We start from the raw sequence: 16,359 nt of genomic DNA on the forward strand, positions 1-16,359 counted from the left end.
TTGCGTTCAGGCTATCGTGGTCTTTCCGGATCGCGCGGCGATCAGCGCCGCACAACAAATGAGCCCGCCCCCGCACAGCGTGCTGAGAGCGATGTGTTCGCCGAAGAGCGCGAAGCCGCCGAGCGCCACCAGCGGCAGGCGCAGGAAATCGACGGGGGCGACGATGGTGGCGGGGGCAAGCGAGAAGGCTTGGGTGATCATGGCCATGCAGGCGGCGCCGACGACGCCCTGAAGGGCAAGAAGCGACATCTCCCGCGCATTCGGCATCGCCCAGAACGGCAGCGCCAGGACCAGCGCGATCGGCACGGTAAGAAGAAGGTTCCAGGTAACAAGCGTCACGGGCCGGTCGCCTCTCGACATGGACTTCAGGATCAGCTGGATCACGGATTGCAGCAGGGCGCCGGCGAGCGCAAGCAGGATGGCCAGGCTGAGCCCCGTGCCGGTCGGGCCGATGACCACCAGCGCCCCGACGAAGCCGAGCGCGACGGCGGCGATCATCGCCAGGTCGACGCGCTCTCCGAGAAGGAGCGCGGCGCCGATGGTCACGAAGATCGGCGAGGTAAAGGCGATCGCCGTCACATCGGCGAGCGGCCCCCAGCTGAAGGCGGCGAAGAAGGCGACCATCGCAATCAGCTTGAACCCGGCGCGGACGGCGTGCTGGCGCAGCGGATGCGTCGAGCGCAGGACGGACGGCCGGAGCGCGATGAACGGCAGAAGCGCGACGGCGCCGAAGAAGGCGCGGAAGAAGCCGATCACGAAGGGATGGACGCCGCCGTCGAGCGCACGCACGATCACCGCGTCGACCGCGGCAAGCACGGCTGCGCCGATCGCGAAGATCGCGGCCATCGTCGCCTTCCGTGAATTGCCGGCCTGCGGCATCAGCATCCTCCTTCCGGCATTCCTCCCGCCGGTTTCCCGACCATCCTCTTTTCGCCCTTATTTGTCAAATTAATTCACGATGTAAACCGCATAATGATTTGTATGAAATATTTTTATCACATAAAATCAGTATATTAATCATAACATGAGCAGTATTTCAGCCATTAAATAACATCATCAAACTTGACAACTTTGGAAAAAAGGCGATTTTCGAGGCCAAGCAGGAGGAGCCGATGAATCCCGAGGACATAGCCCGCAGCATGAATGGCCAGCTCAAGGCCGCCCCATCCGGGCGCATGGAGGCCCTGCTGCCTTCCCCGATGGTCCAGAACCATGCGGCGTTCCTGCATCTGCTGCCCGACGGCGCGCTCGCCTGCGCCTGGTTCGGCGGCACGCTGGAAGGTAAGTCGGACATCTCGATCTTCGCCTCCGTGCTGCCCGAGGGCGCGGGAGAATGGGGGCCGCCGCAGCGGCTGAGCTTCGATCCCGCCCATTCGGAGCAGAATCCCGTCCTCTTCACCGCCCCGGACGGCCGGCTCTGGCTCTTCCACACCTCGCAGCCTTCCGGCAACCAGGACGAATGCCGCATCCGCATGGCCGAAATCCGGCGCGATGCGACCGATCCGCTGGTCCTCGCCGCCGCGGACGGCCGCTACCTCGATCTGCCGCGCGGCTGCTTCGTGCGGGCGCCGGTGGTGGTCCGCGACGACGGGGCGTGGCTGCTGCCGATCTTCCGCTGCGTCCAGCGCCCCGGCCGGAAGTGGAACGGCAGCCACGACACCGCCGCCGTCGGCGTCTCGCTCGATCAGGGCGCGACGTGGCGGCTGGAGGATGTCGGCCAGTCGATCGGCTGCGTTCACATGTCGCCCGTCCCGCTCGGCGGCGGACGTTTCGCCGCCTTCTTCCGCCGGCGGCAGGCGGACTGGGTCTACCGGACGGAAAGCCACGACGGCGGGCGCAGCTGGTCCGCGCCCGCGCCGAGCGACGTGCCGAACAACAATTCCTCCATCGCCGCCATCCGCCTCCAGGACGGGCGCGTGGCGATGATCTGCAATCCCGTCAGCGCGGCCCAGTCGGCCGAGCGGCGCGCCTCGCTCTATGACGAGCTCGGCGAGGACGACGGCCGGGCAGACGCGGACCCGACCGGCGGCTGCGTGCCGGTCTGGGGCGTGCCGCGCGCGCCGGTCGCCCTCTGCCTTTCCAAGGACGGCGGCAGGACCTTCCCGGTCCGCCTGCTGGTCGAGGACGGCCCGGGCACCTGCCTTTCCAACGACTCGACCGACGGCCGCAACAAGGAAATGTCCTACCCCTGGCTGCTGGAAGGGCCGGACGGCAGCCTGCACCTCGCCTACACCTATCACCGGCGCGCGATCAAATATGTCCGCCTGGCTCCCGGCTGGGACAGCGCCGGCGCACGGAGACTTCCATGAGCGACATCATCGGCATAACCATGGGCGATCCGTGCGGGGTCGGCCCGGAGATCTCGGTTCGCGCGCTTGCCGGCATGACGCCGCAGGAACGCGCCGCGACCCGCATCTACGGCAATCTCGCGACGCTGGAGGCCGCCCGCGCCGCGCTCGGCATCGATGTCGACCTTGCCCCCCATGTCGTGGACCTTCCCGTCGAGGGCGCGCCGCTGCCCTGGGGCCAGCTCAGCCCCGTCGCCGGCGACGCGGCCTTCCGCTTCATCGAGAAGGCGGTGCGCGATGCCGAGGCCGGCGTCATCGGCTGCATCGTCACCGCGCCGATCAACAAGGAGGCGCTGAACCTCGCCGGCCATCACTATGACGGCCATACCGGCATGCTGCGCAGCCTCACCGGCGCCAGGGCCGCCTACATGCTGCTCGCCTCCGAGCGGCTGAAGGTCATCCACGTCTCCACCCACGTCTCGCTGCAGGAGGCGATCCGCCGCTCGACGACGGAGCGGGTGCTGGCGACGATCCGCGCCGGCGACGCCCATCTCAGGCGCATCGGCTATGCGGCGCCGAGGATCGCGGTCGCCGGCATCAACCCGCATTGCGGCGAGAACGGCCTCTTCGGAACGGAGGACGACGACCAGATCGCACCGGCCGTGGCGGCCGCGCGCGCCGAGGGCATCGACGCCCACGGGCCGATCTCCGCCGACACCGTGTTCTACCGCGCCTATTCCGGCGCTTTCGATCTGGTCGTGGCGCAGTATCACGACCAGGGCCATATCCCGATCAAGCTCGTCGCCTTCGACACCGCCGTCAACGTCTCGGTGGACCTGCCGATCGACCGCACCTCGGTCGACCACGGCACGGCCTTCGACATCGCCGGCAAGGGCATCGCCAATCACGGCAACATGAATTCCGCCATCGCCTATGCCCGCAAGCTGGTGGCCGGCGCGGCCACGCGAGGATGACGCCATGACCATCGCCCCCATCACGCTCCACCAGCCCCGCCGCCTCGCCGTCGGCGCCGGCACGATCGGCGAGGTCGGCGCCTGGGCCGCGGACGCCGCGTCCATCCTCGTCATCGCCACGCCCTTCACCGCCGGCTTTGCCGACCGGCTGAAGCTTGCCGGCCGCGTCACCCTCTTCGACGCCATCCCCGGCGAGCCCGACATCGCGACGCTGGAGGCCGCGCTGGAAGCCGCGCGCAAGAGCCGGCCGGATCTCGTCGTCGGCCTCGGCGGCGGCTCGGTCCTCGACGTCGCCAAGCTCGTCGCCGCACTTTGGGACGGCGAACAGACACTCGCCGACGTCGCCGGCCCGAACCGCGTCGCCGGACGCCGCACGCGGCTCGCCCAGGTGGCGACCACCGCCGGCACGGGCTCGGAAGCGGGCATCCGCTCGCTGATCACCGATCCGGAAAAGGGCAACAAGATCGCCGTCGAAAGCCCGCACATGATCGCCGATTTCGCGGTGCTCGACCCGGAGCTCACCTATACCGTTCCGCCGGCCGTGACCGCCGCGACGGGCGTCGATGCGATGGCGCATTGCGTGGAAGCCTTCACCAACCGCCGCGCCCATCCCATGATCGACGGGTTCGCCCGCATGGGCTTCCGGCTCGTGGGAAAATACCTCGCCCGCGCCGTCCGCGACGGGGCCGACACCGAGGCGCGCGAGGGGCTGATGCTCGCCTCCTATTACGGCGGCATCTGCCTCGGGCCGGTGAACACGGCGGCGGGGCACGCCATCGCCTATCCGCTCGGCACGCGGCTGGGCCTGCCGCACGGCCTCGCCAACGCCGTCATCTTCCCGCATGTCCTCGCCTTCAACCGGAAGGCCGCGGCGGACAAGACCGCGGAAGTGGCAAAGGCGCTGGGCCTCGGCGAGACCCTCTCTTCCGGCGCGCTCCTGGAAGCGGCCCATGGCTTCTGCCGCGACCTCGGCATAGAGATGTCGCTCGCCGCCCACGGCGCGAAGGCGCAGGACCTGCCGCTCTATGCCGGCGAGGCCCATGCCAACCGCCGGCTGATGGACAACAACCCCATCGACATGAGCGTGGAAGACGTGCTCGCCATCTACAAGGCGGCGTTCTAAGGCCGTCTCCCCCCACTCGACAAAACCGCGCAGCCTCTCCGGGCCTTTTGCCGGCAGCCCGGCCCCGGCGCTGCCGGGGTTTTCTTTCGGTTACTTCGTCGCCTGGAAAAGACGGTCGCGGGAGCCGGTGAGATGGTCGTGCATGAGCTGGCGCGCGCCGGCCGCATCGCGGGCGGTAATGGCGTCGGCGATCGCCTCGTGTTCGGCGAAGACGCGCGCGAGGCCGGCCGTCTCGCGCTTGACCGAGACGCCATGGAACCGCATGCCGACGGCGATGTGATCCTTCAGCGCCTCCATGGCGGTGAAGAAGTAGCTGTTATGCGCGGCGCGGGCGATGGCGAGATGGAACTGGAAGTCCGCGTCCTCGCGGTGGGACTGCCGGTTGGTGGCGTCGCGCATCAGCTCCAGCGCCTGGCGGATGGCGGCGAGCGTCGCCGCATCGTGGCGTTCCGCCGCGGCCGCGGCGGCCGCCGGCTCGACGGTGAGGCGGAATTCGTAGCAGTTGAGGAGATCGGCGACGTTTTCTAGCTGGCCGAAGCCGAGCGGCTCGCGCATGCCGACGGCGCGCACGAAGCTGCCGGCCCCGCGCCGCGAATAGATGAACCCCTGCTCGCGCAGCCGCCGCAGCGCCTCGCGCACGATCGGCCGCGACACCTCGAACTCGATCGCCAGGTCATGCTCGGTCGGCAGGCGCTCGTCCGGCTGGTAGGCGCCGGACTTGATGGCCCGGTGCATGCGCTCGAAGACGAGATCGCCGAGGCTCTTGCGTGCTGTTCCGTTCTCCAGTCCCATCTGTCATCCCATCTTGCGGAGGATCCTGTCCGCGATCACCCTCAGCGTTTCCGGCCCGCCGAATCCGCCCGATTTCGCGATGATGCAATGTCCGCGCGCATGCGCCAAGCCCAGGCCCGGAAGGCATTCGCCGGCGAGGCGGAAACGCGTGATCCCCATTCTCTGCAGAACGGCCTCGGCCGTTGCCCCGCCGGAAAGCAGCAGGGTCGCTGCCCTTACCGTCAGGCGTGGAAAAACGCTTTCGGCCAGAGCATCGGAAACCTGCCCTGCGGCGGCAGGCTCCCTGCCCGGCACGGCCTGGACCAGCGTGATCGGGCTTTCGTCCGGCGCGACATCGGCCAGCCGGCCGTTCGGCGCCGGCAGATAACGCGGCTCGACGGCGGCGCGCAGCGCATCGATCTGCGCAAGGGTGATCGGATCGCGGGAGCCGATAACGAACAGGCCGGGGCCTTCCGGTATCTCCGCGGGCTGCGCGGCGGCCCGCCCGCTCATGCGCGCGGCGAGCGCTTCGGCCAGCCCGCGCGCGCCGATCAGGAGATCGACGCCCTTTTCCTCCGCCGCGTCGAGCCAACGGTCCATTTCCTCCCGGGCGGCGACATCCGGGATCATGGCGCGGCCGGCGTGCGGACCGAGCGCTCCCGCGACGGATAGCGGCGTCTCAACCCCGAACCCCTGCAGGTAGCCGGCATTGACGATCCGCCCGAATTCCGGGATGGCCGGCACCACCATGGCCGCGCGGAAAGGCGTGGCGTCCAGCTCGGCGACGATGTTGCCCTTGAGGCGCGAGTCGATCTTCTTGAAAAGGCGTGTGCCCGGCGGCAAGGCCGCCAGGACCGCCGCCGTCGCCCGCCGCGCGGCCTCGGCGGAGACCTCGCGTGAACCGGCATTGATCGACAGCACGCCCGGACGCCCGGACGCGGCTTCGGCGACGGCATCGGGAGTCAGGGCCACTTCCGTGTGAAGGCCCCGGCCGGCAAACGGCGCGGCGGCGTCCAAGGCGCCCGTCAGATCGTCCGCGACAATGGCCAGCATCTTGAGAACCCGAAATTGTTGTTATGTTTATAACGATTGTTTTGCTTGAAAAGTCAACGATTTTTCAGGTGGTGAAACAAATTTATGCGGCTTCCGGCAGCCTGTTGCAGGGCGTTCATCCGGGGAAATGCAGGGACATCTTTCGTCCCGCATTTCCGGAATGCCGGCCAACGATCTCGTCATCCCTCGGGAACCCACCCAAGCCGCAGCCCGCCACTCGCCTTCCGACGTGCAGAAGGGCCTTCGACCGCCTTGTCTGGCGGGCTCTTCACCGCGCGGCGGAAAGCCTAAGAATTGCGAGGCCTGCGTAGGGACCGGCTGCAGGATCGACGAGGAAGATGCGTTATCCTCGGAAACCGAGAATGTTCGACGATACGGGCCTCTTTGCCGCTGAAGCCGGCCACCTTTTATCTAACAGCTTACGGCTTCGTAGAAGATGTTAAGAGCTCGACGGCCAGAGAGCCTTAAGCTCCGCCAGGATGCTTTCCGCCAGAACAACTTCAATGTCGCGTTCAAGTTCGTCGGACACATTGGCTCGACGGCTTGAAATAAGAGCAAAATTAGCCTCTCGGACTGCCGCCATGAAGGCGACATAAGCCGCCTCATGACTTACCTCGCCCCTGATTGCCTTTGCACACATCCGGACAGCGGCGCAATAAGCAGGTGAGCGAGCTTTTGCCCAATGATCCAACAGGTAATATGCCGCTTCCCGGGTGCTATGAATGCGAGTGAACGTGCCGGCGGCATCGTTCATTTCGATGGTCACGGTAGTCGCCCAGACCTCAGCCATGGACCGCCTCTCAAGTATAGTTTCTTCATCTCTAAGGAACGATGCTTGAGTGAAGCTTGATAGAGGGTAAGCCATAAGCGGCAAGCTGAGGCCGTTCAGGCGGTGTCGTTCCAACACCCGTTTTGCCGCCGTCGCTGCCGGCGCGCGTTCGTGCGTATGATTGCCTGGGGCCGGACTGTCCGCTGCCCATCGAGAATTACCGTTGAAGCGACGATCCGTTGAATGTAGGGGCGTGCAAGTGGATATTGCATTTGGCGAGGGCCATCATGTTCTTCGAGAAAACCATTGTTCCGGACGTCATCCTCATCACGCCGAAGAAGTTCGGCGATGCGCGCGGTTACTTCATGGAGACGTTCCGGCAGGCGCTGTTTGCCGAACATGTCGGCCCGTTCGAATTCGTTCAGGACAACCAGTCTCTCTCGGCGGAGGCCGGCACGGTGCGCGGCCTGCATTTCCAGCTGGAGCCGAAGGCGCAGGGCAAGCTGGTGCGTTGCATCGCCGGCGCCCTCCTGGACGTCGCCGTCGACATCCGGAAGGGGTCGCCGACCTTCGGCAAGCATGTGGCGGTCGAGCTGACGGCGGAGAATGGCAGGCAGCTCTGGGTGCCGCCGGGCTTCGCGCACGGTTTCTGCACGCTCGCCCCTCATACCGAGATCAGCTACAAGGTGACGGACTATTATAGCGCGGAGCACGACCGCGGCCTCAGATGGGACGATCCGGCACTCGGCATCGACTGGCCGGTCGCGGCGGGCAAGGCGATCCTGTCGGAGAAGGACCGGCACCAGCCGGTGCTTACCGATCTCGGCACCGTCTTCACCTACTGAGTTTCATTCTTTAGAAGGTGGTGCTCGGAGCCTTATACCGGTGTCGCTTCGCAAGGCCTCTCGACAAGCCCGACCTTCAAGACCCACGGAGACGTCATAGATGCGCATATTGGTTACGGGCGGAGCAGGCTTCATCGGTTCGGCCGTCGTCCGCCATCTCGTCCTCGACAAGGGCTACGAGGTTCTGAACGTCGACAAGCTGACCTATGCCGGCACCCAGACGTCCCTGACGTCGGTCGGCAACCAGGCGGGCTACCGTTTTCTCAAGGCCGACATCTGCGACCGCGGCGCGATCGCCGAGGCCTTCTCGAGCTTCCAGCCCGACCGGGTCATGCATCTGGCCGCCGAAAGCCATGTGGACCGCTCGATCACCGGCGCCAAGGATTTCGTCGATACCAATGTGATCGGCACCTTCACCATGCTGGAATGCGCAAGGCAGTACTGGGCGGGGCTGGAGCCGGCACGAAAAGAAGCCTTCCGCTTCCTGCACGTGTCGACAGACGAGGTCTACGGCTCGCTCGGCGATGACGGGCTCTTCACCGAAGAGACGCCCTACGATCCGAGCTCGCCCTACTCGGCCTCGAAGGCCGCCTCCGACCACCTCGCGAAGGCGTGGATGCGCACCTATGGCCTGCCGGTCGTGGTGTCGAACTGCTCGAACAATTACGGCCCCTTCCATTTCCCGGAAAAGCTCATCCCGCTGACGATCCTCAATGCGATGGAGGGCAAGCCGCTGCCGGTCTACGGCAACGGCGCGAATATCCGGGACTGGCTCTATGTGGAGGACCACGCCCGCGCGCTCGACATCATCGCCGAGCGCGGCCGGATCGGCGAGACCTACAATGTCGGCGGGCGCAACGAGCGGCGCAACATCGATGTCGTCACCCGCATCTGCGAGCTGATGGACGGGTTCCGGCCCGGCCGGCAGCCCCATGCGGCGCTGATCACCCATGTGGCCGACCGCCCGGGCCACGATGCCCGCTATGCGATCGACGCCACCAAGCTGGAGACCGAGCTCGGCTGGAAGGCCGAGGAGAATTTCGACACCGGCATCGAGAAGACCGTGCGCTGGTATCTCGACAACGAATGGTGGTGGGCGCCCTTGCGCAGCGGCTATGCCGGCACGCGCCTCGGCCTGATCGACCCGCCGAAACAGGGTGCCGCATGAGCACGCAGCGCAAACGCATGGTCGTGACGGGCCGCGAAGGCCAGGTCGTCACCTCGCTGATCGAGCGCGCCGCGCTCGGCGGCCGGTTCGAGGTGATCGCCGTCGGGCGGCCGGCGCTCGACCTGTCCCGGCCCGGGAGCCTCGATGCGCCGCTGCGGAAAGCCGGGCCCGACATCATCGTCTCGGCCGCCGCCTATACGGCGGTGGATCAGGCGGAGACCGATGAAGAAGCAGCCGCGATCGTCAACGGCGTCTCGGCCGGGGCCGTGGCTTCGACGGCGGCCGCGCTCGGCGTGCCTATCGTTCACCTGTCCACCGACTATGTCTTCGACGGCACGAAGCCGTCGCCCTATGTCGAGACCGACCCGGTCGCGCCGATCGGCGCCTATGGCCGCACCAAGCTGGCCGGCGAACAGGCGGTCGCCAAAGCGGCCGCGAACCACGCGATCCTGCGCACCGCCTGGGTCTACAGCCCCTTCGGCAAGAATTTCCTGAGGACCATGCTGAGGCTGGCGGAAACGCGCGACAGCATCGACGTGGTGGACGACCAGGCCGGCAATCCGACATCCGCGCTCGATATCGCCGACGGCGTCCTTGCGGTTGCCGCCAATCTCCTGGACAGCGACGCGCCGGCCCTGCGCGGCGTCTTCCACATGACGGGCTCCGGCGAGGCGAGCTGGGCGGATTTCGCGGCCGAGATCCTTTCGCAATCGGCAAGCCGCGGAGGCCCGACCGCCGCCGTCGGCCGCATCCCCTCAAGCGCCTACCCCACGCCGGCAAGGCGGCCGGCAAATTCCAGGCTCGATTGCGGCAAGCTGTCCGATGCCCACGGCGTCAGGCTTCCGCCATGGCGTGAATCGACCGCCGCTGCCGTCGCGCGGCTCGTTTGACAGAGACAACCGAAGGGATTTCCGACCGATGAAGGGCATCATTCTTGCCGGCGGCAGCGGCACAAGGCTTCACCCGATGACCAAGGCGGTCTCCAAGCAGCTCATGCCGGTCTACGACAAGCCGATGATCTACTATCCCTTGTCGACGCTGATGCTGGCCAGCATCCGCGAAATCCTGATCATCTCGACACCGATCGACATGCCGCTGTTCCAGCGCCTGCTCGGCGACGGATCGCAATGGGGGATATCTCTGTCTTATGCCGAACAGCCCTCTCCGGAGGGGCTCGCGCAGGCCTATATCATCGGAGCGGATTTCGTCGGCGACAGCTCGTCCTGCCTGATCCTCGGAGACAACATCTTCTACGGCCACGGCATCAACGATCTTTTCCAGAGCGCCATGGCGCGGCAGGATGGCGCCACCGTCTTCGCCTACCACGTCAACGATCCAGAACGCTATGGCGTGGTCGAGTTCGATGCAGGCATGAAGGCGGTCTCGATCGAGGAAAAGCCGGCCAAGCCGCGCTCCAGCTGGGCTGTCACCGGGCTTTACTTCTACGACCGGGACGTGGTCGATATCGCCGCGAACCTCAAGCCATCGCCACGAGGCGAACTGGAGATCACCGACGTCAACCGCATCTACTTGGAGCGCGGCAAGCTCAATGTCGAGCAGATGGGGCGCGGCTATGCCTGGCTCGACACCGGCACGCCGGACAGCCTCCTGGAAGCCTCCGAATTCGTCGCCACGCTGGAACGCCGCCAAGGCTTCAAGATCTCCTGCCCGGAAGAAATCGCCTACCGCATGGGCTTTATCGATCGAAACGCCCTCACGAAGCTGGCCGAGGCACACGGCAAAAGCACTTATGGGGCATATCTGCGGGAGAAAGTTCTTCTTGAAACGGACCTATCCGGTCTTAACAGGGCGGAATGACCGGTTGTCTCTGCTCCATCCGGGCTGTCAGCACAGCTATGTTTCCGCCGTATGTCCTAAGACTGTGGCCTGTAGGACGTTCATCCTGATGGCCGAGCATCGGTCGCCCGAACCCCTCGTGACACCGGACTGAATAAGGCCGGCGCCGTCGACAATTCAATTGCTTTCGGTCCGGCCGCGATTGTAGTAATGGCAACTTCCGGCAAAACAGGGAGCCGTTTAAAATTCGCTTTCTGAAGACAATCAAACATTTGCTTGCCGCAAGCAGCCGCTGGCCTACGCGCCGCCTCGTGCGGAAGTCGGGCTTGTTTGACAAAGAATGGTATCGGCTCGCCCATCCCCATATCGTCCGCGAGAAGATCGATCCGCTGACGCATTTCCTGCTCCACGGCAGGGAACATCGGCTGTCGCCCAGCAGGGCCTTCGATGCCGGACGCTATCTCGACCAGCACGAAGCAGCGCGGACGTCTGGCCTCAACCCGCTGGTCCATTACCTCAAGCATGGACGCAGGCAGCGGCTGGAAGTTCACCCGGCTCCGCCGAGCGGCGCCGACCGCATCCTCGACTCCGGCCTATTCGATGCGCAGTGGTATCTCGAACGTTACCCTGACGTGGCAGCCGCCCGTTATCCACCGCTGCTGCACTATCTCGCGCATGGCTGGAAGGAAGGCCGCTCGCCCGGTCCCGGTTTCGATACAGATTGGTATCTGAGGCGCTATCCCGACATCCTCGGGACGAATCCGCTGCTGCATTTCATCGACCACGGCCGCGAGGAAGGCCTTACCCCGGTCAAGCCGGCACGCGCGCTCGAGGTGGCCAAGGCGACCCTGGCGAGCGTCGAAGATCTCGATCCGGACCTCTACAGCACGGAGTATTTCGCGGACCCTGACCGAATCGATGTCGTCAACGGCGTCCCGCGTCACCGTGTGGCAAGGGCGTTCGAGCAGATCGTTGGCCGGATCGACTGCGCACCCCTCGCGATCGTCTTTGTGCCCTGGATCATCCATGGCGGAGCAGATCTTGTCGCCGGCCACGCCGTGCGGGCGCTCGCTGAGGCGCACGGAGCGCGGTTCGTGCTGGTCGTCGTCTCCGACAACGATTGCGAGGAAGCCCTCCATCTCATGCCGGACGGCGTACCAATCCTCTCGCTTCCGCGCATCGATCCGGCGCTTTCATCGGAAGAGCGCGTTGCGCTGGTTGATCTTCTCATCCGCGTCCTGCGACCGACGACAGTGCTCAACGTCAACAGCCAGGCATGTTGGGAAGCAATGAAACGCCACGGCAGCCGGCTTGTCCATTTCGCCCGGCTTTATGCCATGCTGTTCTGCCCGGATTACTCTCCCTCCGGCCGACCTAGCGGCTATTCCGATCTATATTTGCGGCATTGCCTGCCGTTCCTGACGGCAATCTATTTCGACAATCGAACGCATATAGAGGAATTGGTGCGCCAGTTCGCAATTCCGGACGAATTGTGCGACCGGCTGGTGACACTGTACCAGCCGGCCGCGCAATTTGCCCTCCCGCAGCGATCCGAGCGGGAGCCCGGTGCTCCGCTTCGTGTATTGTGGGCCGGCCGCTTCGCTGCGCAGAAGAATGTTGATCTTCTGGTTCGGATCGCCGAAAGCGCGCCGCAGTTCGAATTCCATGTTTGGGGACGCGGCGACGAGACACATGAAGCGCGGTTGGCGGAACTTGCGCGGCGCTGCCGCAATGTCCTTTTGAACGGGCCGTTCGAGCGTTTTGAAGCGCTGCCGCTGACGACTTACGATGCCTTTCTCTACACCTCGTTGTGGGACGGCATTCCCAACGTGCTGCTGGAGGCGGCCGCGGCCGGCCTACCGATCGTTGCCGCTCATGTCGGCGGGATCGGCGAGCTCGTCGATGGAGACACCGGATGGCTGATCACCGCGTTCGACGAACCGGCGCCCTATGTCGACGCACTGCAATCGATCGCCGATGACCCGCGCCGCGCACGCGAAGCGGTGAGCGCGATGACACGACGATTGCAGGATCACCATAACTGGCGACGCTATCGAGAGGTTCTTGCCCGCGAGCCATCGGAGAGCGGAGGATTATTGCATGGGTCGGCCAATGATAACGGCAGTGCTGAACGCCCATCGCGAGGGGCTGATCGCCAAACCGTCCCTTGACAGCCTGAAGCGCAACGTGACGCACGCGCAAGGAGCGGGTTTCGACGTCGAGGTCCTCATCATTCTGGACCGGGCCGATCGCCTCACGCGCGCGATGTTGGAAAGCCAGAGCGAGAGGGATTTCCGGCTGGTCGAAACGGATTTCGGCGATCCGGGCAAGGCGCGCAATTTCGCGGTGGAGGCGGCGAAAGGCCAGTATGTCGCCTTTCTCGACGCCGATGACCTCTGGGGGGAGACCTGGCTTGCAAGCGCTGCGCTGATCGCCGCTTCCCGTAAAGAGCCAATCGTCTGGCATCCGGAAATATGCGTCTATTTCGGCGCGGCAAAGCACGTATTCTGCCATGTCGACATGGAAGAAAAATCGTTCAAGCCCGCGGGCTTGGCGATTGAGAACTATTGGACGTCGCTGAGCTTCGCCTCCCGTGAGATCTATGTTCAGACCCCCTACCCCACAACGGATCTGACCTCGGGATTCGGCTTCGAGGACTGGGCGTGGAACATGGAGACGATCAGCCGCGGCGTGATCCACAAAGTCGTGCCGGGGACCGGTCATGTCATTCGCCGGAAAGCTGAATCCGTCTCGATTGCCACCGTGCGGGTCCAGGGTATAACCCGACCCAATTCCTATATCCTGCAATTCCTTGGACGTGGTCTTTAGGCGGCTCGATCAATGCAACAGGAAGCACGTTGCGAGAAATCAGCCACATGCAATACGTTTTTTGATTTTTGCCGGCCACGCTTGCGGCGCATCATCTCTCGCGCCTGCGCAGCAGCGCGGCGTGATTATAAGTCATGATCACTTCGAAGTCGTTTTCAAGTAGGAAAGGCATGGCGGTCTTACCCTTCGCCGTCCATTTGCCTTCATCGTCTTTCCACGTGTCATCGAAGCAGATCAACCCGTCGTCGGCAAGAATGTTCACGAGGGAATGGGCACAGTCGAGGTGCATCTGGTGGCAGGCCGCATCGCTGATGCGGTCGCCCAAGTATCGTTCATAGCGCGACTGGCGTTGTTCGGAATGGTTGCCGTGATCGAAATCATAGGCGTCGAGGAATATGTAATCGATCGGCCCGGGATGTGCCGCGAGATAGTCCTCCCCTTTCGCGGTGATCGCCTTGAAAGGCAAGCCCAGACGTTTGAACATGCGCTGCGCTCGACGGCTGTTGGACGGATCCATGTCGACGGTCACGAAATCCAACCCGAGCTCCGCGCAAAGCTGTGCAAGCTTGCGTGTCGATCCCTGGCCCGGCACGCTTTCCCGGGTCGTGCCGATCTCGACCATGAGCCGTCTACGCTGCAAGGGCAGCGGCGGCATGTCCCGCAGATAGGACATCAACAGCGCGTGGCCATGTTCGCCGTTCGAACTCTTGGCTGCCTCACCGTAAAGGGCCGTATCGAGCGCATCGATCTGTGGCGCTGCCAGAAGCCCGGGGCGCCGCAAACTTGACGCCAAGGCTTCAAGGGCGAGCGCCCCCCGACCCAGGTTCAGATACAGGGATGCGCCGAGCGTGACCAGCGACTGGGCGTGCGGCGGCGCCTCATCGAGGGCTTCCGTGACAAGACCCATCGCAAGTAATGTCTCTCCCTTGCGCGTAAAATGCGCTGCCACCAACAGCATGGCGAGGGCGCGGTCCTCTCCCTCCAGGGTGGAAAACAGCGCATCAAGGGCTTCCGGAACCGCATCGGCAGCGAGTGCTGTATCGATCTGCGCCAGGAGCACCTGGGAATCTGCCGCATCCGGAGGCAAAAGCGCGGCAACCCGGGGCAGGAACCACGAGACCTGCGCGCCACCATCTTGGGGGGCAGCGAGAGGAACGACCGATGCGGAAGACGTTATCCAGTCGGCGCCGAAAAGACGATAGGGATCAAAGCCGAACCTTGTGCAAAGCGCCTCATAGGCAGGTGCCCAACCGAAATAATCGATCGGCTTGCCCTCTTGCGCGTTGGCGGAACCGGGAAAAGTTTGCCGCCCCAGCAAGATCTTTGCCTGCTCCTCCCGGCTATCGCCGAGGTCTTCATAACACAGCGGTTCCGCCAAATCCGGCAGACGCTCGAGAAGCGCGGCGCAGAATCCATCAAGGGAAAAGCCCAAGTCCACACCGGCAGCCGCATAGGCGCGCCAAGGGTGACAGACGAGCAGCCGCGTGCGCGTCGGATCGAAGGCGGAGGAAAGGGCGAAGGGTGTCGCCAGGAAAAAAAGTTCGCGCCCCTCGCGGGCACATTCCTGTTGCATAGCGCGAACGACCGACTCCGAGATATGCAGGTCATTCTCGTCCCCCTGTTCGGGCAGCCGATACAGTTTCACTCCGGCAGCATGGCCGCGCCACCAGCTCAAATTAAGAGGAGGCATCCCCGGAAAGGCCACAAGAATCTGCGGCAATTCCGCTTCCGAGCGCGACGCGATCTGCTCGCATTGCTGCAATAAGCTCGGCAGTGGTTCGCTGGGAAGTCCGGCCTCGATTTGCTGCGGCAGGGAACTGTCGTCTAGTAGCCGGATCATCTCGTCGAACAGAGTGATAGCCTCGTCCAACTTTTTCAGGCCGGCGGCGCTCGGCGTCTTTTTTGCGCCGGCTCTGACCAGAGAGGACGGCTTGCGGACGTTTGCAGAACGGCTCATTTGCTTTCTTTCGTGGTCTTGTTCCGTCGTGGGCGCGCGATATGGGCCGTCTTGTCAGACGGTGCAAATAGCTCCCGTAACTGCCCGGCGGCTTCCTGCAGCCTGGGAGTCAGCTTGCGAACGAGCTGTTCGAGCTGGCGCTTCTCGTCATAAAGGCGAGCATAACGGTCTCGCAGATCGGCGAGGTCAACTTGGACCGCTCGCAGGCTTTCAAGCGTCTCCGACATGTCTTTTCGGGCACGGGCATAATCGCCCCGCGCACGCGCCAAAGCCTCCTCATTTTCATACAGCGCATTCTGCATGCGGCTGGTGGCGGCTTTATGGGATGCGACACGTGCCTGTTCGGCCTTCAAAGCCTTGTCAGCCTGCTCGCGTCCGGCCTGCGCAGCCGTAAGGGCCGCATCGCGCTCGGCTATCGCCTTCTTGTCCGCCTCGGCCTGACTGCGCGCTTTGCTCAGCGCCTCTTCAAGTTGCTCGCGTCCGGCCTGGGCAGCCGTGAGGGCCGCATCGCGCTCGGCTATCGCCTTCTTGTCCGCCTCGGCCTGGCTGCGTGCCTTGCTCAGCGCCTCTTCAAGCTGTTCGCGTCCGGCCTGGGCAGCCGTGAGGGCCGCATCGCGCTCGGCTATCGCCTTCTTGTCCGCCTCGGCCTGGCTGCGTGCCTTGCTCAGCGCCTCTTCAAGCTGTTCGCGTCCGGCCTGGGCAGCCGTGAGGGCCGCATCGCGCTCGGCTATCGCCTTCTTGTCCGCCTCGGCCTGGCTGCGTGCCTTGCTCAGCGCCTCTTCAAG

Annotated in this window: 14 protein-coding genes and 1 pseudogene; 9 read left to right on the top strand and 6 right to left on the bottom strand. The window is 64.6% G+C overall.

Translation table 11 applies throughout. The features are described from left to right. Positions 1-6 precede the first annotated feature (6 nt). Positions 7-885 carry a DMT family transporter gene (locus ACIIOY_RS02685; RefSeq protein WP_411033080.1) on the bottom strand — a complete coding sequence of 293 codons (879 nt, stop codon included), beginning with the start codon at positions 883-885 and terminating at the stop codon, positions 7-9. A 227-nt stretch (positions 886-1,112) separates the two neighbouring features. Here ACIIOY_RS02685 and ACIIOY_RS02690 point away from each other — a divergent pair, with 227 nt between their 5' ends. Genes ACIIOY_RS02690 through ACIIOY_RS02700 form a run of 3 tightly spaced genes read left to right on the top strand, consistent with a single transcriptional unit; the run spans position 1,113 to position 4,385 of the window. Beyond that, positions 1,113-2,309: a sialidase family protein gene (locus ACIIOY_RS02690; protein WP_411033081.1), complete on the top strand. Its 1,197-nt coding sequence runs from the start codon at positions 1,113-1,115 to the stop codon at positions 2,307-2,309. Next, positions 2,306-3,262 (top strand): 4-hydroxythreonine-4-phosphate dehydrogenase PdxA, encoded by a 957-nt coding sequence (gene pdxA, locus ACIIOY_RS02695; protein ID WP_411033082.1) that lies wholly within the window; start codon positions 2,306-2,308, stop codon positions 3,260-3,262. Before ACIIOY_RS02690 ends, pdxA begins: the two co-directional genes overlap by 4 nt. 4 nt (positions 3,263-3,266) lie before the next feature. Next, the gene (locus ACIIOY_RS02700; RefSeq protein ID WP_411033083.1) at positions 3,267-4,385 is read left to right on the top strand and encodes an iron-containing alcohol dehydrogenase; all 1,119 of its coding nucleotides are present in this window, start codon (positions 3,267-3,269) and stop codon (positions 4,383-4,385) included. Between the two features lie 90 nt (positions 4,386-4,475). Here ACIIOY_RS02700 and ACIIOY_RS02705 read toward each other — a convergent pair whose 3' ends face one another. From ACIIOY_RS02705 to ACIIOY_RS02715, 3 genes are all read right to left on the bottom strand, one after another. Continuing rightward, the gene (locus tag ACIIOY_RS02705) at positions 4,476-5,177 is read right to left on the bottom strand and encodes a FadR/GntR family transcriptional regulator (RefSeq protein ID WP_411033084.1); all 702 of its coding nucleotides are present in this window, start codon (positions 5,175-5,177) and stop codon (positions 4,476-4,478) included. A gap of 3 nt (positions 5,178-5,180) precedes the next feature. Beyond that, entirely contained in the window at positions 5,181-6,209 is a 1,029-nt protein-coding gene (locus ACIIOY_RS02710; protein WP_411033085.1) for a four-carbon acid sugar kinase family protein, read from the bottom strand. Positions 6,210-6,648: 439 nt separating this feature from the next. After that, a complete protein-coding gene (locus ACIIOY_RS02715; RefSeq protein ID WP_411033086.1) occupies positions 6,649-6,999 on the bottom strand; it encodes a DUF982 domain-containing protein in 351 nt (116 codons plus the stop codon). A gap of 266 nt (positions 7,000-7,265) precedes the next feature. On the opposite strand from ACIIOY_RS02715, the gene rfbC reads away from it, so the two are divergent. From rfbC to ACIIOY_RS02745, 6 genes are all read left to right on the top strand, one after another. Beyond that, positions 7,266-7,823 (top strand): dTDP-4-dehydrorhamnose 3,5-epimerase, encoded by a 558-nt coding sequence (gene rfbC, locus ACIIOY_RS02720; protein ID WP_411033087.1) that lies wholly within the window; start codon positions 7,266-7,268, stop codon positions 7,821-7,823. Positions 7,824-7,923: 100 nt separating this feature from the next. Beyond that, positions 7,924-8,991, top strand: coding sequence for a dTDP-glucose 4,6-dehydratase (rfbB, locus tag ACIIOY_RS02725; RefSeq protein ID WP_411033088.1), 1,068 nt, complete (start codon positions 7,924-7,926; stop codon positions 8,989-8,991). Further along, entirely contained in the window at positions 8,988-9,881 is an 894-nt protein-coding gene (rfbD, locus tag ACIIOY_RS02730; protein ID WP_411033089.1) for a dTDP-4-dehydrorhamnose reductase, read from the top strand. Before rfbB ends, rfbD begins: the two co-directional genes overlap by 4 nt. Before the next feature lie 28 nt (positions 9,882-9,909). After that, positions 9,910-10,809 carry a glucose-1-phosphate thymidylyltransferase RfbA gene (gene rfbA, locus ACIIOY_RS02735; protein ID WP_411033090.1) on the top strand — a complete coding sequence of 300 codons (900 nt, stop codon included), beginning with the start codon at positions 9,910-9,912 and terminating at the stop codon, positions 10,807-10,809. Positions 10,810-11,114: 305 nt separating this feature from the next. Then, a complete protein-coding gene (locus ACIIOY_RS02740; protein ID WP_411033091.1) occupies positions 11,115-12,959 on the top strand; it encodes a glycosyltransferase family 4 protein in 1,845 nt (614 codons plus the stop codon). Continuing rightward, positions 12,913-13,617 (top strand): glycosyltransferase family A protein, encoded by a 705-nt coding sequence (locus ACIIOY_RS02745; RefSeq protein WP_411033092.1) that lies wholly within the window; start codon positions 12,913-12,915, stop codon positions 13,615-13,617. Before ACIIOY_RS02740 ends, ACIIOY_RS02745 begins: the two co-directional genes overlap by 47 nt. Positions 13,618-13,708: 91 nt before the next feature. Here ACIIOY_RS02745 and ACIIOY_RS02750 read toward each other — a convergent pair whose 3' ends face one another. Beyond that, the gene (locus ACIIOY_RS02750; RefSeq protein WP_411033093.1) at positions 13,709-15,574 is read right to left on the bottom strand and encodes an O-methyltransferase; all 1,866 of its coding nucleotides are present in this window, start codon (positions 15,572-15,574) and stop codon (positions 13,709-13,711) included. Beyond that, positions 15,571-16,359, bottom strand: a pseudogene (locus ACIIOY_RS02755) (hypothetical protein); the annotation flags it as partial. The pseudogene ACIIOY_RS02755 and the gene ACIIOY_RS02750, both read right to left, overlap by 4 nt.

It is taken from the genome of Shinella agrisoli (assembly GCF_046557955.1).
Lineage (GTDB): Bacteria > Pseudomonadota > Alphaproteobacteria > Rhizobiales > Rhizobiaceae > Shinella.

Coding starts and splice junctions, on each gene's coding strand:
- rfbC (WP_411033087.1), top strand. CDS start 7,266: ATGTTCTTCGAGAAAACCATTGTTCCGGACGTCATCCTCATCACGCCG.
- ACIIOY_RS02690 (WP_411033081.1), top strand. CDS start 1,113: ATGAATCCCGAGGACATAGCCCGCAGCATGAATGGCCAGCTCAAGGCC.
- ACIIOY_RS02750 (WP_411033093.1), bottom strand. CDS start 15,574: ATGAGCCGTTCTGCAAACGTCCGCAAGCCGTCCTCTCTGGTCAGAGCC.
- ACIIOY_RS02685 (WP_411033080.1), bottom strand. CDS start 885: ATGCTGATGCCGCAGGCCGGCAATTCACGGAAGGCGACGATGGCCGCG.
- ACIIOY_RS02700 (WP_411033083.1), top strand. CDS start 3,267: ATGACCATCGCCCCCATCACGCTCCACCAGCCCCGCCGCCTCGCCGTC.
- ACIIOY_RS02710 (WP_411033085.1), bottom strand. CDS start 6,209: ATGCTGGCCATTGTCGCGGACGATCTGACGGGCGCCTTGGACGCCGCC.
- rfbB (WP_411033088.1), top strand. CDS start 7,924: ATGCGCATATTGGTTACGGGCGGAGCAGGCTTCATCGGTTCGGCCGTC.
- pdxA (WP_411033082.1), top strand. CDS start 2,306: ATGAGCGACATCATCGGCATAACCATGGGCGATCCGTGCGGGGTCGGC.
- ACIIOY_RS02705 (WP_411033084.1), bottom strand. CDS start 5,177: ATGGGACTGGAGAACGGAACAGCACGCAAGAGCCTCGGCGATCTCGTC.
- rfbD (WP_411033089.1), top strand. CDS start 8,988: ATGAGCACGCAGCGCAAACGCATGGTCGTGACGGGCCGCGAAGGCCAG.
- rfbA (WP_411033090.1), top strand. CDS start 9,910: ATGAAGGGCATCATTCTTGCCGGCGGCAGCGGCACAAGGCTTCACCCG.
- ACIIOY_RS02715 (WP_411033086.1), bottom strand. CDS start 6,999: ATGGCTGAGGTCTGGGCGACTACCGTGACCATCGAAATGAACGATGCC.